Below are 21,223 nucleotides of genomic sequence, written 5' to 3' on the forward strand. Positions count from 1 at the left end.
GCACTTGAGGCCGGCGCGCGCCCCGCCTATGTCTGAGGATAAGCATAAAGGAGCCGCTTCGATGATCCATCTTCCCCGCCCCGTCCGTGATGCCGATGCCAGCGCGAAGGGGAGGGATCTGGGCAATCTGCCCGAGTGGGACCTGAGCGATCTCTACACCGCCCCCGATGCGCCCGAACTCAAGCGCGACATGGACTGGCTCGAGGCCGAATGCGCCGCCTTCGCCGCCGATTACGAGGGCAAGCTGGAGGGTCTCGATGCGGCCGGTCTGCTGAAATGCATCGAGCGCAACGAGGCGATCAGCAATATCGCCGGACGCATCATGTCCTATGCGGGCCTGCGCTATTACCAGCTCACCACCGACGCCGCGCGCACAAAATTCCTGTCGGACGCGCAGGAAAAGATCACGACTTTCACCACGCCCCTGGTCTTCTTCACGCTCGAGCTGAACAAGCTCGATGAGGATCATCTCGCGCAGCTTCTGGCGCAGGACGCGGCGCTCGCACGCTACAAGCCCGTGCTCGACCGTATCCGCGCCATGAAACCCTACCAGCTCAGCGACGAGATGGAGAAATTCCTGCATGATCTGAGCGTCGTGGGCGATGCGTGGGAGCGCCTCTTCGACGAGACGATCGCGGGCCTCACCTTCACGGTGAACGGCGAGGAGCGCGGGATCGAGGCGACGCTCACCCTTCTGACCGAGCAGGACCGCGCCACCCGCGAGGCCGCCGCGCGCGAGCTGGCGCGCGTCTTCGGCGCCAATATCCGCACCTTCAGCCGCGTGCACAACACCGCCGCGAAGGAAAAGGAAGTGATGGACCGCTGGCGCGGCATGCCCACCGCGCAGACCGGGCGGCACCTGTCGAACCATGTCGAGCCGGAGGTGGTCGAGGCGCTGCGCGACGCGGTCGTGGCGGCCTACCCAAAGCTCAGCCACCGCTATTACGAACTCAAGCGCAAATGGCTGGGGCTGGACCGGATGCAGGTCTGGGACCGCAACGCGCCCCTGCCGATGGAAGAGACGAAGGTGGTCGGCTGGGACGATGCGCGCGAGACGGTGATGAACGCCTATACCGCCTTCGATCCCCGCATGGGCGATCTGGCGCAGCCCTTCTTCGACAAGGGCTGGATCGACGCGGGCGTGAAGCCCGGCAAGGCGCCGGGCGCCTTCGCGCATCCGACGGTCACGAACGTGCACCCCTATGTGATGCTGAACTATCTCGGCAAGCCGCGCGACGTCATGACCCTCGCGCATGAGCTCGGCCACGGCGTGCATCAGGTCCTCGCCGCCGAGCAGGGCGAACTTCTGTCCTCAACACCGCTCACGCTGGCCGAGACGGCGAGCGTCTTCGGCGAGATGCTGACCTTCCGGCGCATACTCGACGGGGCCAAGGACAAGGCCGAGCGCAAGGTGATGCTGGCCGGCAAGGTCGAGGACATGATCAACACGGTCGTGCGGCAGATCGCCTTCTACGATTTCGAGTGCAAGCTGCACGCCGCCCGCCGCGAGGGCGAGCTGACGCCGGACGACATCAACGCGCTCTGGATGTCGGTTCAGGCCGAGAGCCTTGGGCCGGCCTTCGATTTCATGGAGGGCTACGAGACCTTCTGGAGCTATGTGCCCCATTTCGTCCATTCGCCCTTCTACGTCTATGCCTATGCATTCGGCGACGGCCTCGTGAACGCGCTCTATGCCGTCTACGAGGAGAACCCCGAGGGCTTTCAGGACAAGTATTTCGAGATGCTCAAGGCGGGCGGCTCCAAGCACCACTCCGAATTGCTCGCTCCGTTCGGTCTCGATGCCAGCGATCCAAAATTCTGGGACAAGGGCCTCGACATGATCTCGGGCCTCATCGACGAGCTGGAAGCGATGGAGGAATGAGGCGCCCCGTCGGAAGCGGTGAAAACCGCAAACGGACAAACTCTTTCGGCCAAATCCCGCCGGTCATCTTGTGCTTCGCAACATCGCGCCTATTCTCATCTGAACACATCACTTGGGGGTGAGACATGTCTGATTTCCGCCATACCGCGACCGTCCGATCCTATGCGCGCCACGCTGCCGCCGGGTTCGCCATCGCGGCGGCGCTCGTCGCGGCGCTTTTCTGGCTCGACAGCGGACAGCTTGCGCATATCGTCTCCGCGGCGGGCGGCGCCTGGGCGGCGGCTGCGGTGATGTGGCTGGGCCTCGGCGTGCTGTTCGCGCTCGTGCAATGCATGATGGCGCGGCACGGCGGTGACGATGACGACGACAGCGGCCCGCGCGGCGGCGGCGGCCCCCGCGAGCCGCATGACGGCCGCATGATCCCCATCCGCGCCGAAGCGCGCAGCCGCGACACGCACCGCTGAGCGATCAACTGATCCGAGAAAATCCGAAGTGGCGGGCCCGCACGCAGCCGTTTGGTTCCTCATTCCCGAGAGCCTGCATATACAGGTGGGCGCCGGGTAACCTGACCAGGGCCAGGACAGAGCCAGCTCCCTCGGAAGTGATTAAGGCCACTGGAATGAAACCGATCACGAGAAGGGCAGAACCCGCCACCGCCTGAGATAAGACGGCGCGGGGCTTTCGACAAGGGGTTGCGCGTGTTCGTCCTTTGTTCATAATTGCGGACATGCAGGACGGCCTTTTTCCATCTCCTCTCATCCACCGCGCGCCCGGCCAGATCCTCGCGCGCGGGGTATGCCGGCACCTCTCGGAGATGAACTTCGCGGCGCTCGAGGAATACGTCCCCGAGCGGGGCCGCCGCGTCGATGTCATGGCGCTGGGGCCGAAGGGCGAGCTTTGGGTGATCGAATGCAAATCGAGCCGCGCCGACTTTATGGCCGATGCCAAGTGGCAAGGATATCTCGACTGGGCGGACAGGTTCTTTTGGGCCGTGGATGCCGATTTTCCGATCGACATCCTGCCGGAAGAGACCGGGCTCATCATCGCCGACGGCTATGGCGCCGAGATCATCCGCATGGCGCCCGAAACGCGCCTGCCGGGAGCGCGGCGCAGCGCGGTGACACGCAAATTCGCGCGCGATGCGGCGCGCCGCCTGCAAGGCTGGCGCGATCCGCAGGTCTGAAAAACGTCAGGCCGACGCGGCGCTCTTGGCGGCCGCGATGATCTCGGCCGCGATTTCCTCGGCCTCTTCGGGGGTGAAATCCATCGGGATCTCGACGCCCTGCGATTCGACGTAGATCCGCACCATGCCCTGGTCGGTCGGCCCGATCTGAAGATTTGCCTCGACGTCGCGTTCGCTGTTGATGCCCATGATCCGGCTCCCTGTCATTCGGCGCGGGAATAGCCCGCCGCGCCCTGCTTGGCAAGGCGCAAGGCCCGGCCGCGATCGCGCGAAAGCCCGCGCGCATTCGCGAGGTTTTGGGTTGCAATCGCCCAGCGTGGCCGCTAAATCGCGTCCTGTGCCGCCTTAGCTCAGTTGGTTAGAGCGCTTGATTGTGGATCAAGAGGTCCCCCGTTCGAGCCGGGGAGGTGGTACCACCCTCACCTTACCGCGAAATGTCGATCCGTAGGGTCTGGCGCAACTGGCCCGTGTCGCGGTCGTAGATCAGGATTTCGTCGGCCTCGGTGACGACGGCGAACCAGCGCGGGCCTTGGGTGAAGGCCATCGGCGACGCGCCCTCGGGCAAGGTGATCGCCTCGGGCAGATCGGGCGCGCCCTGCCCCGCGAAACGGGTGACAAAGAGCCCGACGATCACTATGAACCCGACGATCATCGTCGCGGTCAGAACCGTGACCAGCACGCGCAGGTAGCGCACCATCGCCGGATCTATCGGCTGCATCTGGGGATCATCTTCCATGGGCTCGACCTTCCTGACAATGCGGATCGGTATGGACCCGCCGCCGCGCCTTGACAAGGCACTGGCCCGCGATGTGCCCGAGGAGGCCGCGCTCTCGCGCACCCGCCTCGCGCGATTGATCGAGGAGGGCGCGATCCGCGTCAACGGCGCCACCGTCACCGATGCCAAGGCCCGGGTCGAGGAGGGCGACGAGATCGCCATCACCGTGCCCGTGGCCGAGGACACGCATATCCTGCCCGAGAGGATCGCGCTCGAGATCCTTTACGAGGACGCGGATCTTCTGGTGGTGAACAAGCCCGCGGGCATGGTCGTGCATCCCGCGCCCGGCACGCCGGGCGGCACGCTGGTCAACGCGCTTTTGCATCATTTCGGCGGGGATCTGTCGGGCGTGGGCGGCACGAAACGCCCCGGCATCGTGCACCGGATCGATAAGGACACGAGCGGTCTGCTGGTCGTCGCCAAGTCCGATGCCGCGCATCACGGCCTTGCCGCGCAATTCGCCAAACACACGGCACAGCGGCGCTATATCGCGCTCTGCCACGGCGTGCCTGAAGCATCAGATCCGCGTCTGCGCGGTCTGCGCGGCGTCGATTTCGAGCCGGGCAACATCCTGCGCATCGTCTCGCATCTGGCCCGCCACCGTACCGACAGGCAGCGCCAGGCGGTCTGCTGGTCGGGCGGGCGGCACGCGGTCACGCGCGCCCGCGCGCTCGAGCGTTTCGGCACCCCCGCCGCCTGCGCGCTGATGGAATGCTGGCTCGAGACTGGGCGCACCCACCAGATCCGCGTGCACATGTCCTATGCGGGCCATGCGCTGATCGGCGATCCGGTTTACGGCGCGGGCCGCAAGCTTGCCCAGAAGGCGCTACCCCAGGCGGGCGCCGAGATGGCGCGCGGTTTCGGCCGGCAGGCGCTTCATGCGGCCAGCCTCGGCTTCACCCACCCGATCAGCGGCGAGGAGATGCTCTTTGAGACGCCTCTGCCGGACGACATGACCGCGCTCATCGCCGCGCTCACGGCCGATCCCGCGCCCAGCACGGTTGCGTGAGGCGGCCGACACAGGGCTGGCGCGCGGAACGGCGCGGCTTCATCATTCGTTAACGATTGAATGCGACACGCATTGAATATGCCGGGCGCCGCGCCCAGATAGATGTTAAAGCCGTAAACATCACGGCATGCGAGGGGGCACGATAATGTCGAATTACGCAAATCTGCCGGCACCGACGCCGGAAGGCGGGCTGAACCGCTACATGCAGGAAATCCGCAAGTTTCCTTTGCTGGAGCCCGAAGAGGAATACATGCTGGCCAAGCGCTGGGTCGAGGAACAGGACACCGAGGCCGCGCACCGCATGGTCACGTCACACCTGCGCCTCGCGGCCAAGATCGCGATGGGCTATCGTGGCTATGGTCTGCCGCAGGCCGAGGTGATCTCGGAGGCCAATGTGGGCCTCATGCAGGCCGTCAAACGCTTCGATCCCGAGAAGGGATTCCGCCTCGCGACCTATGCGATGTGGTGGATCCGCGCGAGCATTCAGGAATACATCCTGCGCTCGTGGAGCCTCGTGAAGCTCGGGACGACCTCGGCACAAAAGAAGCTCTTCTTCAACCTGCGCAAGGCCAAGAACAAGATCGGCGCGCTCGAGGAAGGCGATCTGCATCCCGACAACGTCAAGAAGATCGCCGTGCAACTCGGCGTGACCGAGGACGAGGTGATCTCGATGAACCGGCGCATGTCGGGCGGGGACGCGTCGCTCAACGCCACAGTCGGCTCCGAGGGCGAGGGCACGATGCAATGGCAGGACTGGCTCGAGGATGAGGAAGCAGATCAGGCCACCGATTACGAGGAGCGCGACGAGTTGACCGCGCGCCGCGAGATGCTGGCCGAGGCGATGGACGTCCTCAACGAACGCGAAAAGGACGTGCTGACCCAGCGCCGCCTCAGCGATCAGACCGTGACGCTCGAGGAGCTCAGCACGCAATACGATGTCAGCCGCGAGCGCATCCGCCAGATCGAGGTCCGCGCCTTCGAGAAGCTGCAGGAGCGCATGCGCAAGCTGGCTCTGGAGAAGGGCATGCTGCCGAGCGCTTGAGTCCTTCCGCCCACAGAAACGAAAAGCCCCGCGCCGATCCGGCCGCGGGGTTTTTTCGTCTCGAAGCGAGGTGCTTCAGAAGGCTTCGGGCCGCGCCTCGCGCGCCATGTGGTCGAGAACCGCATTCACGAAACTCGCCTCCTTGCCCTCGGGAAAGAAGCTGCCGGCAAGCTCGACATATTCGGTGATGACGACGCGGGGCGGTGTTTCCTCGCCCATGAGCTCCGCGCCCGCCGCGCGGAAGAGCGCGCGCAACGTCGGATCGATCCGTGCGATCGGCCATTTGGCGACCAGCGCGCGATCGGTCATCTGGTCGATGGGCCGCTGCCGGTCCACGGCGCGATCGAGCACGAGGCGGAAAAGATCGACATCGCCGTCGATCATCTCGAGCTCATCGTCCACCTCGGCGCCGAAGCGATGATCGAGGAACTCGCGATAGACCGAATCCACGTCCTGATCGGAATGCTCCATCTGGAAAAGCGCCTGAACGGCATAAAGCCGCGAGGCTGCGCGCATCTTGCGCTTCTGGTTGCCGGAGAGCGAGGGGGCGTCGGTGGTCATGCGGTCGGGGTGTCCTTGGATTTGCCCGCGATCTGCATCTCGTCCGCGCCGGGGATGAAGCCGACGCCTTTTCGCGGAGCGCCCCATTTACGGGTGAGCGCGATCAGATGCAAGGCGGCAGCGGCGGCTCCTGCCCCCTTGTTCATGCGCGCGGGATCGGCCCGCACCTCGGCCTGATCTCGGTTCTCGACCGTCAGGATGCCGTTGCCGATGCAAAAGCCCTGAAGGCCAAGAAGGGTGATCCCCCGGCTCGCATCGTTGCAGACGGTCTCGTAATGCGTGGTCTCGCCCCGAATGACGCAGCCGAGCGCGACATAGCCGTCGAAATTGCTGAGGCGCCCGGCGATGCCGATGGCCGTGGGCAACTCGAGCGCGCCGGGCACTTCGATCAGATCAAAGGTGGCGCCCGTCGCCTCGATCTCGGCCACGGCACCCTTGATGAGATTGTCCGCGATGTCGCGATAGAAGGGCGCGACCGCGATCAGCAGCTTCGCGGGCTTGTCCAGCTCCGCGCGGGGCATGGTGTATTCGGTGCCGGCCATCGGTCTATCCTTTGCTGAGCGGGCGCGTGCCCGTGATCGAGATGCCGTAGGCGTCGAGGCCGAGATAGCGCGTCTCGGGGTTGTCGGTCACGAGGATCAGCTCGTGTATGCCCATGGTCGACATGATCTGCGCACCGAGGCCGGTATGCTTGATCGTGCGCGGGCCGTCCTCGTCCAGCTCCTCGGCCAGTTCGGGGCGCGGCTGGCGGAAAAGGAAGATCGCGCCGCGCCCTTCGTCGGCGATGATCTGCATCGCGCTGCGCAGCTTGCCGGCCGGCGCGCCGCCGATGCCGAGCACATCTTCGAGCGCGTTGAGCGCATGCGTGCGCGCCAGCACAGGCTTGCCATCGTTCAGGTCGCCCTTGACCAGCACGACATGCTCGGTCCCGGTGATCTGGTCGGCGAAGATGCGCATCTCCCAGTCGCCGCCGATATGGGCAGTCACCTTTTCGCGGCGCAGCTCGCGCACGAGATTGTCGTGCTTGTGCCGATAGGCGATGAGATCGCTGATCGTCCCGATCTTGAGACCATGCTCCTTGGCGAATTCGATGAGATCGGGCAGGCGCGCCATCGTGCCGTCGGGCTTGAGGATCTCGCAGATGACGCCCGAAGGGTTGAGCCCTGCGAGCCGCGCGATATCGACCGCCGCCTCCGTATGGCCCGCCCGCACCAGGACGCCGCCCTGCCGCGCGCGCAGCGGAAAGATATGCCCCGGCGTCGCCAGCGCGGCCATCGTGTTCTGTTCGTTGATCGCGGTCGCCACGGTATGCGCGCGGTCAGGCGCGGAAATGCCCGTGCTGACGCCTTCGCGCGCCTCGATCGAGACGGTGAAGGGCGTCTCGTGGCGCGAGGAATTGTTGACCGCCATCATGGGCAGGCCGAGGCGGTCCACCCGCTCGGCGGTCATGGGCAGGCAGATGAGGCCGCGCCCATGCGTGGCCATGAAATTGATGACTTCGGGCGTCGCGAATTCGGCAGCGACCACCAGATCGCCCTCGTTCTCCCGGTCCTCGTGATCGACGAGAATGAAGACCCGGCCCGCGCGGGCCTCGGCGATGATCTCTTCGGTGCTCGAAATGGCCGAGGAGAGTTCGGCCTCGACCGGGCCGGGCTTTCTGTAGGCTGTTTCGGGCATGGGCGCCTCCCGCATCGATGTCAGCGTGATCTTCGGGCCCGAATACCGCGCGGCGGCGCTATTGACCAGAGCCGAGTGGCGCCCCGAGACAGGCGGCCACGCAGGCGGCGAAATCCTCGCCCCGCTTCTCGAAGCTGTCATATTGATCGAAGCTGGCGGCGGCGGGCGCAAGAAGCACCGTGTCGCCCGGCTGGGCCTCGGCATGGGCGCGGCGCACGGCCTCGGCCATCGTCGTGCAAATCTCGGTGCGCGTGCCCTCGAGCTGCATCGCGAAATGCGCGGCCTCGCGCCCGATCACATAGGCACAGGCGACGTTCTCGAGCGCGGGGGCCAGCGCCGAGAGGCCGCCCTCCTTTTCCAGCCCGCCACAGATCCAGCGGATGTTCCTGAACGCCAGCAAGGCCTTGAGGGCGCTGTCGACATTGGTGGCCTTGCTATCGTTGACGTAGGTCACGCCATCCGCCTCGGCGATCACCTGGCTGCGATGCGGCAGGCCCGGATAGGAGCGCATCCCCTCCTCGATCACGCGCGGGGCGAGGCCCATCGCGCGGCAGGCGGCATAGGCGGCGCAGGCGTTCTGATGGTTATGCGCGCCCGGCAGGCCCTTGATGGGGCGCAGGTCGATGCTGCCCGCCTGCCGACCCTTGCGATATTCCGACAAGAAGCCCTTGCGCGCGAAGACCTGCCAGCCGGGGCCGGTGAGCTTTTCCGCCACGGAGACGCGAATGACGCGGTCATCCGCCGCACCCTCGCTGAGCTGACCGGCGAGGAAGCGGCCCTCGGGCTCGTCCACGCCGATGATCGCACGGTCCGGCCCGCCCTCGGCGAAAAGGCGGCGCTTGGCCGCGAAATAGCCGCCGAAGCCCGCATGCCGGTCCAGATGGTCGGGCGTGAGATTGGTGAAGACCGCGATATCGGGCGTGAGCGCGCGCGCGAGTTCGGTCTGATAGCTCGACAGCTCCAGCACCACGGCGCCGCCATCCTCGGGCGGCTCGATATCGAGCACGCCGCGGCCGATATTGCCTGCAAGCTGGCTCGGGCGCCCCGCCTCGGTCAGGATGTGATGAATGAGCGCCGAGGTGGTCGATTTGCCGTTCGAGCCGGTGACCGCGATGACGCGCGGCGGCTGGTCGTGCTCGGCCCAGTCCGATCCGGCGAGCGAGCGGAAGAAGAGCCCGATATCGTTGTCCACCGGCACGCCCGCCGCCTGCGCCGCCGCGACGACGCGGTTCGGCGCGGGGTAGAGATGCGGAATGCCGGGGCTGACGACGAGGCAGGCGATGCCGTGAAAGGCGCCGTCGCGCGCAAGGTCCAGCACTTCCAGCCCGTATTCCTCGGCCTTGGCGCGCGCGGCCTCGTTGTCGTCCCAGCAGACCGGATGCGCGCCCCCGGCCTCGAGGCTGCGCGCCGCCGAGAGGCCCGAGCGGCCGAGGCCCAGAACGGCGACGCGCGCGCCTTCGAAACCGCGGGTGGGGATCATGGCCTAGCGCACCTTCAGCGTCGCGAGACCGATCATCGCGAGGATGAGCGCGATGATCCAGAAGCGGATGACGATCTGCGGCTCGGCCCAGCCCTTTTTCTCGTAATGATGGTGGATGGGCGCCATCAGGAAGACGCGCTTGCCCGTGCGCTTGAAGTAGAGCACCTGAATGATGACCGAGAGCGCCTCGACCACGAAGAGGCCGCCGACGATCGCCAGCACGATCTCGTGCTTCGTCGCCACGGCGATCGCGCCCAATGCGCCGCCGAGCGCGAGCGAGCCGGTATCGCCCATGAAGACCGCGGCGGGCGGGGCGTTATACCACAAAAAGCCCAGCCCCCCGCCGATGAGGCCCGCAACGAAGATCAGGATCTCGCCCGTGCCGTCGACGTAATGCACCTCGAGATATTCGGTGAAATCGACGCGGCCCACGACATAGGCGATCACGCCCAGCGTGGCGGCGGCAATCATCACCGGCATGATGGCGAGCCCGTCAAGCCCGTCGGTCAGGTTCACCGCATTTGCGGCCCCCACGATCACGATCATCGAGAAGGGCACGAAGAAGATGCCGAGATTGATGAGCAGATCCTTGAAAACCGGCAGGGCGAGCTGGTTCTGCAACTCGGCGGGATGATAGGCCGCCGCCCAATAGGCCGCGATCCCGGCGATCAGGAAACCGAGCGCGAGACGCAGCTTGCCCGGCACGCCCTTGTGGTTCTGCTTGGAGACCTTGGCGTAGTCATCGGCAAAGCCGATGGCGCCGAAGGCCATCGTCACGAAAAGGACGATCCAGACGAACGCATTGTCGAGCCGCGCCCAGAGGAGGGTCGAGGTCAGCAGCGCGCCCACGATCAGCAAGCCGCCCATCGTCGGCGTTCCGGCCTTCGAAAGATGCCCCTCGGGGCCGTCCGAGCGGATCGGCTGGCCCTTGCCCTGCCGTTTGCGCAGCACGTTGATGAGCGGCGGGCCGAAGAGGAAGCCGAAGATCAGCGCCGTCAGGAACGCGCCGCCGGTGCGAAAGGTGATGTAGCGGAACAGATTGAAGAAATCGCCGCCATCGGACAGGGCGGTCAGCCAGTAGAACATTCAATCATCCCTATTCTGCGGGCGGACGCTCCGCCCCGATTTGCGCAGCGCATCGACGATGACGCTCACCTTGCTGCCCTTCGATCCCTTGACCAGCAGCACGTCGCCCGCGTCTATCATGCCATGCACCTTGTGCGCCAGATCCTCGGCGCGCTCGGCCCACTGGCCGCGCTGCGCGCGCGGCAGCGCTTCCCAGAGCGCCTTCATGCGCCGCCCGACGCAATGCACAGTGGTCACGCCCGCCATATGCGGCAGCTCTACCAGCGCGCGGTGCATCTCGATCTCGTCCTCGCCGAGCTCCAGCATGTCGCCCAGGATGGCGATGCGCCGTCCCTTGGCGACGCGCCCTATATTGTCGCGCGGCGTGCTCGCGGCCAGCACCTCGAGGGCGGCGGCCATGGAGGTGGGGTTGGCGTTGAACGCGTCGTCGATCAGATCGAGCGTCCAGTCCTCGTCGCCGCTGTCGAGGATCAGCACCTCGCGCGTGCCGCGCCCCGCCGGCGGCTGCCAAAGCGCCAGATCCGGCGCGGCAAGACCGGTATCGGCGCCCAGCGCCTCGCAGGCCGCCAGAACGGCAAGGCCGTTCATCGCGAAATGGCGCCCGGCGGAGCTGATCTTGAAGATGACCGGAGTGCCGCCCAGATCGGCGCGCACGATCGTGCTGTCATTGGCGAGGCTCACACCGTCGAGCCGGTAGAGATCGCTCGCGGTGCCGAAGGGCACGATGCGCGCGCCCGCGCGCTTCGCCGCCTCGACGAGGATGGGCGTCGTCGGCAGATCCGCGTTGAGAATGGCCGTCCCGCCCGGCTCCAGCCCCTCGAAGATCGACGCCTTTTCATGCGCGATGCCCTCGATGCTCTCGAAGGCCTCGAGATGCGCCGCCGCGACGGTAGTGACCATGGCGACATGCGGGCGCGCCATCCGCGCGAGCGGGGCGATCTCGCCGGGGTGGTTCATGCCGATCTCGATCACGGCGAATTCGGTGTCGCGCGGCATCCGCGCCAGCGTGAGCGGCACGCCCCAGTGATTGTTGTAGCTTGCCTCGGCGGCGTGGGTGCGGCCCTGACCCGAGAGAACGACCTTCAGCATTTCCTTGGTCGATGTCTTGCCGACCGAGCCGGTGACGGCGACGACACGCGCGCCCGTGCGCGCCCGCGCCGCGCGGCCGAGCGCGCCCAGCGCCTCGAGAACGTCCTCTACAACCAGAAGCGGCGCATCGGGCGCGACGCCCTCGGGAATGCGGCTCACCAGCGCGGCGGCGGCGCCCGCCGCGAGCGCTGCGGCCACGAAGTCGTGCCCGTCGCGCGCCGCGCTCAGCGCAACGAACAGATCGCCCGGCGCCAGCGTGCGCGTGTCGATGGAGACGCCGCTCGCCATCCAATCCCCTTGCGCTTTGCCGCCGGTCGCGGCGGCGGCCTCGGCGGCGGTCCAGAGGCTCACGCCCCTTCCCCCGCCTCGGCGGCGTCGAGCGCCATGACCGCGACGCTCGCCTGTTCGGCATCGTCGAAGGGAAGCACATCGCTGCCGATGGTCTGCCCGGTCTCGTGCCCCTTGCCCAGAACCAGAAGCGCGTCCCCCGGCCCAAGCGCGGCGACGCCCCGCAGGATCGCCTCGGCGCGGTCACCCACGTTCGAGGCATCGGGGCAGCCTTCCATCACCGCCTCGCGGATCGCGGCCGGATCTTCGCTGCGCGGGTTGTCGTCGGTGACGATCACCAGATCCGCATGCGCGGCGGCGGCCTGCCCCATGAGCGGCCGTTTCTTCGTGTCCCGGTCACCGCCCGCGCCGATGATGGCGACGAGGCGGCCCATCACATGCGGGCGGAGCGCCTCGATCGCGGTCGAGATCGCATCGGGCGTATGGGCGAAATCGACGAAGACGGCGGCGCCGTTCCGGCGCGTCGCGGCAAGCTGCATGCGCCCGCGCACCGTCTCCATTTCGGGCAGGAGCTGGAACACGCGCTCGGCATCCGCGCCCGCGCCGATCACCAGCCCCGCCGCGACGAGGAGATTCTCGGCCTGAAAGCCGCCGATCAGCGGCAGATCGACCTGGTGCACATCGCCCAGCCAGGAAAACCGCAGGCTCTGCCCGGTGGGATTGAAACGCTGGTCGAGCAGGCGCAGCTGCGCGGCCTCGCTGCGCCCGACGCGCAGCACGTCCTGCCCGCGCCCCTCGGCCAGCGCCGCCATCTGCGGCCCCTTGGGATCGTCCATGTTGATGACGGCGACGCCGCCCTCGGGCAGAACGCGGGTGAAGAGCGCGGCCTTGGCCTCGAAATAGGCCTCGAACGTCTCGTGATAGTCGAGATGGTCTTGACTGAAATTGGTGAAGCCCGCCGCGACGAGCTGCACCCCGTCGAGGCGGCGCTGGTCGAGCCCGTGGCTCGACGCCTCCATCGCGGCATGGCTCACGCCCGCGCGGGCGGCCTCGGCCAGCACCTTGTGGAGCGTGATCGCATCGGGCGTCGTATGCGCGAGCGGCGCGGCGAAGCTGCCCTCGACGCCCGTCGTGCCGACATTGATCGCCTCGTGCCCCATCGCCAGCCAGATCTGCCGCGCGAAACTCGCGACGGAGGTCTTGCCGTTGGTGCCGGTCACCGCGACCATCGTCTCGGGCTGCGCGCCGAACCAGAGCGCGGCGGCGCAGGAGAGGGCGGCGCGCGCATCCTCGGTCACCACGAGCGCGGCATCGCTGCCCGAGAGCGCGTCACGCGCGATGCGCGCCCCCTCGGCATCGGTCAGGATCGCGGCGGCGCCGTCGGCCAGCGCCTTTTCGATGAAGGACGCGCCATGGACCCGCGTGCCGGGCAGCGCGGCGAAAAGCATGCCCTCGCGCACCTCGCGGCTGTCGATGGTAAGCCCCGTCACCTTCGCCTGCGCGCCGCGCGTCGGCGCGAGGCCAAGCTGCGCCAATGTCCTTGCCTGCCCGCCGCTCATGCCGTGCCTCGCCCCAGTCCCAATTCGTTCAGTCGCCATCCGCAGATGTGAGCGTTATATCAGCCAGCGGCGTCTGTTCAATCTCGGGACGCAGGCCCAGAAGGGGCGCCACGCGCGCGACGATCTCGGAGGAGACGGGCACCGCCGTCCAGCCCGCCGTGCGGCGCGGCTTGTCGCCCGATGTCTCGACCGGCTCGTCCAGCGTCACGATCAGCACGTATTTCGGATCGTCTGCCGGGAACATGGAGGCGAAGGTCGCGATCACCTTGTCCTCGTAGTACCCGCCACCATTGGCCTTCGGCTTGTCCGCCGTGCCGGTCTTGCCGCCCACCTTGTAGCCGGGCACCTCACCCATGGAGGCGGTGCCGCTGGTGACGACCTCGCGCAGCATCTTGCGCGAGTCGGCGGCGACGGCGGCGGACATGACGCGCACACCCTCCTGCGGGCCGCTTTGCTTGAGCAGCGTCGGCCTGACATAGCGCCCGCCATTGGCGATGGCCGCATACCCGGCTGCGAGGTGCAGCGGCGAGGACGACAGGCCATGCCCGTAGGAGATCGTCACGGTCGAAAGCTCGGTCCAGCGCTTGGGCATCAGCGGCTGGCCGCCCGACGCCTCGATCATCTCGAAATCCACCGGCTTGAAGAAGCCGAGCGCCTTGAGGAATTCCTGCTGCCGCTCGGCGCCGATCCCGAGCGCGATGCGCCCGGTGCCCCGGTTCGAGCTGTGCACGATCACGTCCGAGACGCTGATCTTGCCGTAATTCTTGCGGTTGAACTCGCCGATGGGAAAGCCCCCCACCCGCATGGGCGGCGAGGCGTCGATGATGGTCGAGGCGCTGACCAGCCCCAGCTCCATCGCTTGCGCGGTCGTGAAGATCTTGAAGGTCGAGCCAAGCTCGTAGACCCCCTGCACCGCGCGGTTGAACAGCGGGCTGTCGGCGGCATTGCCCTGCGCCAGGGGGCGCGGGCGATCGTTCGGGTCGAAATCGGGGAGCGACGCGATCGAGAGGACCTCGCCCGTCTGCACGTCCATCAGAACGGCGGCGGCGCCCTTGGCATTCATGATGCTCATCCCGCCCGCCAGAACGCGCTCGACAGCGGCCTGCACTGGCAGATCGAGCGAGAGCGTCAGCGGCTCGTGGTTCTGCGCCGGATCGCGCAGACGCTCGTCGAAATATTTCTCGATGCCCGCGACGCCGATCACCTCGGCGGCGTGCACCCCCTCGCGGCCGAAGCCCGCGCCGCCCAGCACATGCGCGGCCAGCGTGCCGTTGGGATAGAGCCGCATCTCGCGCGGCCCGAACAGAAGCCCAGGCTCGCCGATATCATGCACGGCCTGCATCTGCTCGGGGCTGATTTTTTTCTTGATCCAGAGGAACTTGCGTTTGCCCGAGAAATCCTTGAGCAGACGCTCCTCCTTCAGGTCCGGGAAAATCTGCACGAGCGCTTTGGCGGCCTTCTCGGGCTCGATCATCTGCTGGGGCTGCGCATAGAGGCTGTGCGTGTCGAAATTCGTGGCGAGGATGCGCCCGTTGCGATCCACGATATCGGCCCGCTGCGCGAGAATGCCCGCGCCCGCCGCGCTCGTGCGCGGCTCGGCGGGTTCGGTCTGGGCGAGGATGCCCATGCGAAGCCCGATCACGGCGAAGGCGCAGAAGAACGTGGCGCCCAGCACCAGAAGGCGGCCCTCGGCGCGGCGACGGTCCTTGTCGCGCATCGCCTCGTGGCGCAGGCGGATGTTCTCGCGCTCGATCGCGTCGGGGTTCTCGCCCTTGGCGCGGGCGGGCAGGATGCGCGCCAGCGGGCGCAGCGGCGTGCGGATCATTGTGCCACCTCTTCGGAGGGCTGGTTGGCGACCTCGACCGAGCCGGTGAAATCGATGCGCAGATCCACTTCGGGCGGGTAGCCCACATCGTCGATCTTGCCGAATTGCTGCGCCTCGAGCGGCATGAGCTTCAGCCGGTCGAAATTGATGTCCGCAAGCTCGCGCAGGCGCGAGGGGCGGTTGAGATAGGCCCATTCGGCATTAAGCACGCGCAGACGCTGGCGCGCGGTGGCGATCTGCCCCTCCAGACGCTCGGCATGGCTGATCGCGGCCTGCGTGCGGTAATTCTCGTGATAGGCCCAATAGGCGAGGCCGATCACGGCCAAGGCGCTCACGACATAGAAAAAGCTTCGCATCACTTGCCCCCCTTGAGCAACGGCATTCCCAGTGCCTTGCGGTCCGTCACGCCCGGCGCGGCATCGGTGCGGATCGCGACCCGCAGCTTGGCGCTCCGGCTGCGCGGATTCGCGGCCAGCTCGGCCTTGCCTGCGGTGATCGCCTTGCGGCTCGCCTGCGTGAACTGGCGCGGGCGCTCGGCCTCGGCGGGCGCGTGGCGGCTGCCGCCCCCGCCCCCGTCAGAGCGGTCCTGCAGAAAACGTTTGACCATGCGGTCCTCGATCGAATGAAAGGTCACCACAGCCAGCGCGCCGCCAGGGCGCAGCGCGCGCTCCGCCGCCTCCAGACCGCCGATCAGCTCGCCGTATTCGTCGTTCACCGCGATGCGGATGGCCTGAAAGCTGCGCGTCGCGGGATGCGCCTGGCCGGGTTTCGGGCGCGGCAGGCAGCCTTCGACGATGGACGCGAGCTGCCCCGTGGTGGTGATCGGCGCCGCCTCGCGGGCGCGGATGATGGCCCGGGCGATGCGGCGGCTCGCCCGCTCCTCGCCATAGAGATAAAGGATATCGGCCAGCGCGCCCTCCTCCGCGCTGTTGACCAGATCCGCCGCCGAGGGGCCATGCTGGCTCATCCGCATGTCGAGCGGGCCGTCGCGCATGAAGGAAAACCCGCGCTCCGCCTGATCGAGCTGCATCGAGCTGACCCCGAGATCCAGCACGACCCCGTCCAGATCCTCTGCGTAATCGTCCAGTTTCGAGAAGACCCCCTCGACAAGCTCGACCCGCTCGCCATAGGGCGCGGCCCAGTCCTCGGCCATCCGAAGCGCCGCCGGATCGCGGTCCACGCCGATGACCTTGGCCGCCCCGGCCTCGAGCAGCGCGCGCGTATAGCCGCCCGCGCCCAGCGTCCCGTCGAGCCAGACGCCTTCAATGGGAGATGCGGCCGCGATGAGCGGCTCGATCAGGACGGGAATATGAGGGGCATCGTCGGGATGGGCAGCACCGGACATCGCCTATTCTCCCCTGGCGCCATCCAGGAGGATCAACGGATCGAAGTCCTCGGGCTGCTCGTCCAGCCATTCCTCGGTCTCGGCGGCCTCTTCGGTCTCATAGGTCTCGGGGTTCCAGATCTGGAACGTATCGCCCGCGGCGATGAAGAACGCCTCGTTCTCCAGCCCGATCTTGGCGCGCAGCTTGGCGGGCAGCACGAGCCGCCCGGTGTCGTCGATCGTCGTCGGGAAGGACTGGCCGTGAAAGAGGCGCTGCAGGATCTTGCGATCCTTCGAGCCGCGCGGGAGCGCGTCGATCTTGGCATCGACCTCTTCGATGGCCTCGATGGTGTAGCATTCGAGATAATTGCGGCGATGATCGCCGTAGACGATGACCAGTTCGGGCGCGAGACCCTCTTTCCAGTTGGGGTCCGAGGCTTCGATCACACGGCGGAAAAGGGCCGGGATCGAGACCCTGCCCTTCGCATCCACCTTGTGATGGCTTTCGCCTCTGAACCTGCGTGCCACGCTGGCGCCTCTCGCCCTGCCTCGTTCGTCGTCTCTGCCGCTCAAACGAAAACGACGGATCGAGCTGCTGCCACTGCTCGATCCGCCGCCCTCGTCCCGCATCTGCGGGGTGTCCAGCTACGCGCGCCACCTGGGGGGATGTCTGCTCGCTGCGCGCCGGATCTCTTCGTTTCGGATGAAGGCGGATGCCTGTATGAAACCTGACTTTGGTTGTTTTATGCGGGATCGTTCGATGTCCCTTGTCGTCGTCCCGTCCTCATCACCCTTATAGGGATGGCATGGGAATTCATGGGAAGCAATAAAAAAATCGCGCCTCCAGCCACAGGATATAGTTATCCACAAGGGTACAAAACAAGATCATGTGACACGGAAACGTGAGGCGACGCTTTACCTAGATGGCAAGATAGGCAAATACACCATATTTAGCGTCACACCTTGTGACCCATATTTTTCCCACGAAATCCCGATTTTTTTACCGCCCGCCGCAAATCCGCCCGGTTTTCTCCCAATCCGGCCCTGTCGGACACTGCGCCGACACGATCGAGACAGGTTGATTCCTCAGGATTCGCGTGAATCAGCACCGACCAGAGGCACACGCCTCACGCCGTTTCCCCAGCCGGTCCCATGAAATCCCGTCCCGCCTATGAATTCCCATCCCGCACGCGATCTCGCGCCTCAGGCGATGTCATCCGGCATGGCGAAGAGGTCCGATGGCGCGGTGCGCGCGCCCGCGGCGGTCAGCATGGCGTGGATCTGGCCACGGTGATGGGTCTGGTGATTGAAGAAATGCGCGATGCAGAGCCCGATCGGGCGCGTCACCTGCCGCTCCAGGGCGCCCGAGTACCAAACGAGATCGCCCGCCAGAGCTTGCTGGCCGAGACCGTTTGCCCAGCCCAGGATGCGCTGATCCGTTTCGTCCCGTGCGGTGACGAACTGGTCCCAATCGGTAGAGTAGTGCGCGCTCTCCGCGATTCCGCACTCGGGCGCCGTGCCGCCGTCGAACCGGCTCATCCACATCAGATCACCCCAGAGCAGATGGCTGAACGTGCCTTGAAGCGAGCCGAAGAAGGCGCCACGCTCCCGGCGGCGTTCCGCATCGCCCAGATCACCGGCCGCGCGGATCGCCACGCCATTTTGCCAGCGATTGTAGCGCGCCATCATCTTGCAATATTCCGGTGTCACCACGCGCCGCGCCCCCCGCTTCATCTTGGCATAAATACTCGTCTGCGCCTCAGCGCGGATCGTCCTCGGGATGGGGCGCATCGGGATCCGCCTGTCCGATCCCGAGGAAGACGAATTTGAGAGGCACCATCCAGGCGAAGCCGAGGATCACGTAGACGAAGAACTCGACCCATCCGGGCAGCTCCGGCAGCCATGCGACGAGGCTGACGGCGGCGACGATATAGGCCGGCAGCCCGATCAGCAGGATCACCAGCGACCAGCGTCGCCGCGCCTTGTAGCTCAAACGTGTCTCGGCCATGCCGCCTCCTCAGATCAATCCGCGAAGGGGTCGGTCACGAGGATCGTGTCCTCCCGTTCGGGCGAGGTAGAGAGTAGGGCGACGGGGCAGTCGATCAATTCCTCGACGCGGCGCACGTATTTGATCGCGCCCGCGGGCAGATCGGCCCAGCTGCGCGCGCCCTCGGTCGACTCGGACCATCCGGGCATCTCCTCGTAGATCGGCTTGCAGCGGCTCTGCTGATCGGCGGCGGTCGGCAGGTAGTCCAGCGTCTTGCCGTCAAGCTCGTAGCCCGTGCAGATGCGCAGCGTCTCGAACCCGTCGAGCACGTCGAGCTTCGTGAGCGCGATGCCCTTGACGCCCGACGTGGCGCAGGTCTGGCGCACGAGCGCGGCGTCGAACCAGCCGCAGCGCCGCTTGCGCCCCGTGACGGTGCCGAATTCATGGCCCCGCTCGCCGAGGCGCTGGCCGTTCTCGTCATCGAGCTCGGTCGGGAACGGCCCCTCGCCCACGCGGGTCGTGTAGGCCTTGACGATGCCGAGCACGTAATTGATGGCCCCCGGCCCCACGCCGACGCCCGTCGCCGCCTGACCCGCGATCACGTTGGACGAGGTGACGAAGGGATAGGTGCCGAAATCGATGTCGAGAAGCGCGCCCTGCGCCCCTTCGAAAAGGATGCGCTTGCCGGCCTTGCGCTGATCGTTCAGCACCTTCCAGACCGGCGCGGCATATTCGAGGATCGCCGGCGCGATTTCCTGCAGTTGCGCGATCAGCGCGTCGCGGTCCACCGGCTCGATCCCGAGACCCTTGCGCAGCGGATCGTGATGCTGGAGCGCGCGGTCCACCCGCGCCTCGAGCGTCGCCGCGTCCGCCAGATCCGCCACCCGGACCGACCGGCGCCCCACCTTGTCCTCATAGGCCGGCCCGATGCCGCGCCCGGTGGTACCGATCTTCGTCCCCTTGCTGGCCGCTTCCTCGCGGGCGCGGTCGAGCTCGCCATGGATCGGCAGGATCAGCGGCGTGTTCTCGGCGATCATCAGCGTGGCGGGACTGATCTCGACGCCCTGCTCGCGGATCTTCTCGATCTCGGCCACGAGGTGCCACGGATCGAGCACGACGCCGTTGCCGATCACGCTGAGCTTGCCGCCCCGCACCACGCCCGAGGGCAGCGCGTTCAGTTTGTAGACCTTGCCATCCACGACCAGCGTGTGCCCGGCATTGTGCCCGCCCTGAAAGCGCGCGATGACATCGGCGCGCTCGCTGAGCCAATCGACGATCTTGCCTTTGCCTTCGTCGCCCCACTGGGCGCCCACGACGACCACGTTTGCCATGCCGGACCTCTCTGCCTGCTTCGGTGAAACCCGCGCCGGTATAACGGCGCGCCGGGGCGGGCGAAACCTCTAAATCGGGGGCGCCGCCGCGGGCCGGTCGCCGGACTTGCGCGGGCCCCGCACTGGACAGGGCGGGCGCATCATGCCCCTATCGCCCGCGCTGCATATGCAAGGAGAAAGGCCCTTGGGATTCGCGCTGCGCTGGCTGATCGCCTTCGCACTGCTCGCACTCACCTTCAACCCGACGCCCTGGAACTACGTCCGCTGGGCGCTGGCCAACCACACCGAGCAATTGCCGCTCGTGGTTCTCGCGGGGCTGATCCTCTCGGTCGTCTATATCGTCTATCTGCGCGCGACGCTGCGCTCCATCGGGGCGTTCGGCATGGCGATGGTGCTGGCGATCACGGCGGCTTGTCTCTGGGTGCTTCATGATTATGGCCTGCTCACGCTGCGCGGCAGCTCGCACCTGATCTGGCTCGCCATTCTCGCGCTCTCGCTGATGCTCGGGATCGGGCTGAGCTGGAGCCACCTGCGCCGGCGCCTGTCCGGGCAGTCGGACATGGATGACGTGAGCGAATGAGCCGCCGGGTGCGCCCCCCGTGCCGTCATGGGGCGCCGTATACGAGCCGCGCCGATGGCGGGTTGCGGCAGGTGCGGAAATTCCATAGATAGCGAGGCAGATTTTCAGATTTCCCCATCCGTCAGGCCGCCTCCATGGAAAACGTCGTTCTCATCATCCACCTCCTGCTCGCGCTGTCGCTGATCGGCGTCGTGCTGCTGCAACGCTCCGAAGGGGGCGGGCTCGGCATGGGCGGTGGCGGCGCGGCGGGCGGCCGCGTGGCGGGCCGCTCCTCGGGGACCGCGATGGGCAAGCTGACCTGGATCCTCGCGGGCGCCTTCATCTGCACCTCGATGGTCCTCACGGTGATCGCCGCCAGCAACTCGGCCGGCTCCTCGGTTCTCGACCGTCTGACCGACGCGCCCGCGCGCGAGGAGGCGCCGCTATCGGACGATCTGACAGCGCCGCTCGCGCCCGCCGCGGACGACACCGCGCCGGTCCTTCCCAGCGCCGACTGACCCGACATGATGATCCGGGCGCCAAGGCGCCCGCAAGATGCTGCGGCG

Annotated in this window: 23 protein-coding genes, 1 tRNA gene and 1 other RNA gene; 8 read left to right on the top strand and 17 right to left on the bottom strand. The window is 66.8% G+C overall.

The window, feature by feature from the left end; genetic code table 11:
• The first annotated feature begins 61 nt into the window (after positions 1–61).
• Together ACGRVM_RS04980 and ACGRVM_RS04985 are read left to right on the top strand one after the other, a co-directional pair.
• Positions 62–1,882 (top strand): M3 family oligoendopeptidase, encoded by a 1,821-nt coding sequence (locus ACGRVM_RS04980; RefSeq protein WP_377168082.1) that lies wholly within the window; start codon positions 62–64, stop codon positions 1,880–1,882.
• Positions 1,883–2,007: 125 nt separating this feature from the next.
• Complete coding sequence (locus tag ACGRVM_RS04985; protein ID WP_377168080.1) at positions 2,008–2,346, top strand: hypothetical protein; 339 nt, start codon at positions 2,008–2,010, stop codon at positions 2,344–2,346.
• Between the two features lie 30 nt (positions 2,347–2,376).
• Here the strand turns inward: ACGRVM_RS04985 and ssrS are convergent.
• A non-coding RNA gene (ssrS, locus tag ACGRVM_RS16400) (6S RNA) lies at positions 2,377–2,532 on the bottom strand.
• A 77-nt stretch (positions 2,533–2,609) separates the two neighbouring features.
• Between ssrS and ACGRVM_RS04990 the strand changes: the two genes are divergently transcribed.
• Complete coding sequence (locus ACGRVM_RS04990; protein WP_377168078.1) at positions 2,610–3,065, top strand: MmcB family DNA repair protein; 456 nt, start codon at positions 2,610–2,612, stop codon at positions 3,063–3,065.
• A 6-nt stretch (positions 3,066–3,071) separates the two neighbouring features.
• On the opposite strand, the gene ACGRVM_RS04995 is transcribed toward ACGRVM_RS04990, so the two are convergent.
• Entirely contained in the window at positions 3,072–3,254 is a 183-nt protein-coding gene (locus ACGRVM_RS04995) for a DUF6324 family protein (protein ID WP_377168076.1), read from the bottom strand.
• A 150-nt stretch (positions 3,255–3,404) separates the two neighbouring features.
• On the opposite strand from ACGRVM_RS04995, the gene ACGRVM_RS05000 reads away from it, so the two are divergent.
• A tRNA-His gene (locus tag ACGRVM_RS05000) sits at positions 3,405–3,481 on the top strand.
• Positions 3,482–3,489: 8 nt separating this feature from the next.
• Here ACGRVM_RS05000 and ACGRVM_RS05005 read toward each other — a convergent pair.
• Positions 3,490–3,801 (bottom strand): DUF6476 family protein, encoded by a 312-nt coding sequence (locus ACGRVM_RS05005; protein WP_377168074.1) that lies wholly within the window; start codon positions 3,799–3,801, stop codon positions 3,490–3,492.
• Between ACGRVM_RS05005 and ACGRVM_RS05010 the strand changes: the two genes are divergently transcribed.
• Together ACGRVM_RS05010 and rpoH are read left to right on the top strand one after the other, a co-directional pair.
• Entirely contained in the window at positions 3,800–4,849 is a 1,050-nt protein-coding gene (locus tag ACGRVM_RS05010) for a pseudouridine synthase (RefSeq protein ID WP_377168072.1), read from the top strand. The genes ACGRVM_RS05005 and ACGRVM_RS05010 overlap by 2 nt on opposite strands.
• A gap of 145 nt (positions 4,850–4,994) precedes the next feature.
• On the top strand, positions 4,995–5,891 hold the full coding sequence (gene rpoH / locus ACGRVM_RS05015) for an RNA polymerase sigma factor RpoH (protein WP_377168070.1): 897 nt from the start codon (positions 4,995–4,997) through the stop codon (positions 5,889–5,891).
• Between the two features lie 75 nt (positions 5,892–5,966).
• On the opposite strand, the gene nusB is transcribed toward rpoH, so the two are convergent.
• From nusB to ACGRVM_RS05085, 14 genes are all read right to left on the bottom strand, one after another.
• Positions 5,967–6,452, bottom strand: coding sequence for a transcription antitermination factor NusB (nusB, locus tag ACGRVM_RS05020; protein WP_377168068.1), 486 nt, complete (start codon positions 6,450–6,452; stop codon positions 5,967–5,969).
• On the bottom strand, positions 6,449–6,994 hold the full coding sequence (locus ACGRVM_RS05025) for a 6,7-dimethyl-8-ribityllumazine synthase (protein ID WP_377168066.1): 546 nt from the start codon (positions 6,992–6,994) through the stop codon (positions 6,449–6,451). Before ACGRVM_RS05025 ends, nusB begins: the two co-directional genes overlap by 4 nt.
• Before the next feature lie 4 nt (positions 6,995–6,998).
• Positions 6,999–8,129, bottom strand: a complete 1,131-nt coding sequence (ribB, locus tag ACGRVM_RS05030) for a 3,4-dihydroxy-2-butanone-4-phosphate synthase (protein WP_377168064.1) — start codon at positions 8,127–8,129, stop codon at positions 6,999–7,001.
• Between the two features lie 58 nt (positions 8,130–8,187).
• Entirely contained in the window at positions 8,188–9,609 is a 1,422-nt protein-coding gene (murD, locus tag ACGRVM_RS05035) for a UDP-N-acetylmuramoyl-L-alanine--D-glutamate ligase (protein WP_377168062.1), read from the bottom strand.
• A gap of 3 nt (positions 9,610–9,612) precedes the next feature.
• Positions 9,613–10,695 (bottom strand): phospho-N-acetylmuramoyl-pentapeptide-transferase, encoded by a 1,083-nt coding sequence (gene mraY / locus ACGRVM_RS05040; RefSeq protein WP_377168060.1) that lies wholly within the window; start codon positions 10,693–10,695, stop codon positions 9,613–9,615.
• The gene (locus ACGRVM_RS05045) at positions 10,696–12,135 is read right to left on the bottom strand and encodes a UDP-N-acetylmuramoylalanyl-D-glutamyl-2,6-diaminopimelate--D-alanyl-D-alanine ligase (RefSeq protein ID WP_377168058.1); all 1,440 of its coding nucleotides are present in this window, start codon (positions 12,133–12,135) and stop codon (positions 10,696–10,698) included.
• Positions 12,132–13,631, bottom strand: a complete 1,500-nt coding sequence (locus ACGRVM_RS05050; protein ID WP_377168056.1) for a UDP-N-acetylmuramoyl-L-alanyl-D-glutamate--2,6-diaminopimelate ligase — start codon at positions 13,629–13,631, stop codon at positions 12,132–12,134. The genes ACGRVM_RS05045 and ACGRVM_RS05050 overlap by 4 nt, the downstream gene beginning before the upstream one ends.
• A 28-nt stretch (positions 13,632–13,659) precedes the next feature.
• Positions 13,660–15,456 (bottom strand): peptidoglycan D,D-transpeptidase FtsI family protein, encoded by a 1,797-nt coding sequence (locus ACGRVM_RS05055; protein WP_377168054.1) that lies wholly within the window; start codon positions 15,454–15,456, stop codon positions 13,660–13,662.
• Positions 15,453–15,812, bottom strand: coding sequence for a cell division protein FtsL (gene ftsL / locus ACGRVM_RS05060; RefSeq protein WP_377168052.1), 360 nt, complete (start codon positions 15,810–15,812; stop codon positions 15,453–15,455). Before ftsL ends, ACGRVM_RS05055 begins: the two co-directional genes overlap by 4 nt.
• A complete protein-coding gene (rsmH, locus tag ACGRVM_RS05065; protein WP_377168050.1) occupies positions 15,812–16,801 on the bottom strand; it encodes a 16S rRNA (cytosine(1402)-N(4))-methyltransferase RsmH in 990 nt (329 codons plus the stop codon). Before rsmH ends, ftsL begins: the two co-directional genes overlap by 1 nt.
• 3 nt (positions 16,802–16,804) lie before the next feature.
• Positions 16,805–17,308 carry a division/cell wall cluster transcriptional repressor MraZ gene (mraZ, locus tag ACGRVM_RS05070; protein ID WP_377168048.1) on the bottom strand — a complete coding sequence of 168 codons (504 nt, stop codon included), beginning with the start codon at positions 17,306–17,308 and terminating at the stop codon, positions 16,805–16,807.
• Positions 17,309–17,983: 675 nt separating this feature from the next.
• Positions 17,984–18,490: a DinB family protein gene (locus ACGRVM_RS05075; RefSeq protein ID WP_377168046.1), complete on the bottom strand. Its 507-nt coding sequence runs from the start codon at positions 18,488–18,490 to the stop codon at positions 17,984–17,986.
• A 49-nt stretch (positions 18,491–18,539) separates the two neighbouring features.
• Complete coding sequence (locus ACGRVM_RS05080) at positions 18,540–18,788, bottom strand: DUF2842 domain-containing protein (protein ID WP_377168044.1); 249 nt, start codon at positions 18,786–18,788, stop codon at positions 18,540–18,542.
• A 14-nt stretch (positions 18,789–18,802) separates the two neighbouring features.
• On the bottom strand, positions 18,803–20,098 hold the full coding sequence (locus tag ACGRVM_RS05085) for an adenylosuccinate synthase (RefSeq protein ID WP_377168042.1): 1,296 nt from the start codon (positions 20,096–20,098) through the stop codon (positions 18,803–18,805).
• Between the two features lie 184 nt (positions 20,099–20,282).
• Between ACGRVM_RS05085 and ACGRVM_RS05090 the strand changes: the two genes are divergently transcribed.
• Positions 20,283–20,678: a DUF6524 family protein gene (locus tag ACGRVM_RS05090; RefSeq protein WP_377168040.1), complete on the top strand. Its 396-nt coding sequence runs from the start codon at positions 20,283–20,285 to the stop codon at positions 20,676–20,678.
• Positions 20,679–20,812: 134 nt separating this feature from the next.
• Positions 20,813–21,175 (top strand): preprotein translocase subunit SecG, encoded by a 363-nt coding sequence (gene secG / locus ACGRVM_RS05095; RefSeq protein ID WP_377168038.1) that lies wholly within the window; start codon positions 20,813–20,815, stop codon positions 21,173–21,175.
• The last annotated feature ends 48 nt before the right edge of the window (positions 21,176–21,223 follow it).

Origin of the sequence: Roseovarius aquimarinus, assembly GCF_043661195.1 — a bacterium.
Classification (GTDB): Bacteria; Pseudomonadota; Alphaproteobacteria; order Rhodobacterales; family Rhodobacteraceae; genus Roseovarius; species Roseovarius aquimarinus.

Excerpts from the sequence above, each read along its gene's own strand:
- ACGRVM_RS05005 (WP_377168074.1), bottom strand. The coding sequence starts at position 3,801 with ATGGAAGATGATCCCCAGATGCAGCCGATAGATCCGGCGATGGTGCGC.
- rsmH (WP_377168050.1), bottom strand. The coding sequence starts at position 16,801 with ATGTCCGGTGCTGCCCATCCCGACGATGCCCCTCATATTCCCGTCCTG.
- ACGRVM_RS05050 (WP_377168056.1), bottom strand. The coding sequence starts at position 13,631 with ATGAGCGGCGGGCAGGCAAGGACATTGGCGCAGCTTGGCCTCGCGCCG.
- ftsL (WP_377168052.1), bottom strand. The coding sequence starts at position 15,812 with ATGCGAAGCTTTTTCTATGTCGTGAGCGCCTTGGCCGTGATCGGCCTC.
- ACGRVM_RS05010 (WP_377168072.1), top strand. The coding sequence starts at position 3,800 with ATGGGCTCGACCTTCCTGACAATGCGGATCGGTATGGACCCGCCGCCG.
- murD (WP_377168062.1), bottom strand. The coding sequence starts at position 9,609 with ATGATCCCCACCCGCGGTTTCGAAGGCGCGCGCGTCGCCGTTCTGGGC.
- nusB (WP_377168068.1), bottom strand. The coding sequence starts at position 6,452 with ATGACCACCGACGCCCCCTCGCTCTCCGGCAACCAGAAGCGCAAGATG.
- ACGRVM_RS04995 (WP_377168076.1), bottom strand. The coding sequence starts at position 3,254 with ATGGGCATCAACAGCGAACGCGACGTCGAGGCAAATCTTCAGATCGGG.
- ACGRVM_RS04990 (WP_377168078.1), top strand. The coding sequence starts at position 2,610 with ATGCAGGACGGCCTTTTTCCATCTCCTCTCATCCACCGCGCGCCCGGC.
- secG (WP_377168038.1), top strand. The coding sequence starts at position 20,813 with ATGGAAAACGTCGTTCTCATCATCCACCTCCTGCTCGCGCTGTCGCTG.
- ACGRVM_RS04985 (WP_377168080.1), top strand. The coding sequence starts at position 2,008 with ATGTCTGATTTCCGCCATACCGCGACCGTCCGATCCTATGCGCGCCAC.
- ACGRVM_RS05080 (WP_377168044.1), bottom strand. The coding sequence starts at position 18,788 with ATGGCCGAGACACGTTTGAGCTACAAGGCGCGGCGACGCTGGTCGCTG.
- ribB (WP_377168064.1), bottom strand. The coding sequence starts at position 8,129 with ATGCCCGAAACAGCCTACAGAAAGCCCGGCCCGGTCGAGGCCGAACTC.
- ACGRVM_RS05055 (WP_377168054.1), bottom strand. The coding sequence starts at position 15,456 with ATGATCCGCACGCCGCTGCGCCCGCTGGCGCGCATCCTGCCCGCCCGC.
- ACGRVM_RS05085 (WP_377168042.1), bottom strand. The coding sequence starts at position 20,098 with ATGGCAAACGTGGTCGTCGTGGGCGCCCAGTGGGGCGACGAAGGCAAA.
- ACGRVM_RS04980 (WP_377168082.1), top strand. The coding sequence starts at position 62 with ATGATCCATCTTCCCCGCCCCGTCCGTGATGCCGATGCCAGCGCGAAG.
- mraY (WP_377168060.1), bottom strand. The coding sequence starts at position 10,695 with ATGTTCTACTGGCTGACCGCCCTGTCCGATGGCGGCGATTTCTTCAAT.
- rpoH (WP_377168070.1), top strand. The coding sequence starts at position 4,995 with ATGTCGAATTACGCAAATCTGCCGGCACCGACGCCGGAAGGCGGGCTG.
- ACGRVM_RS05025 (WP_377168066.1), bottom strand. The coding sequence starts at position 6,994 with ATGGCCGGCACCGAATACACCATGCCCCGCGCGGAGCTGGACAAGCCC.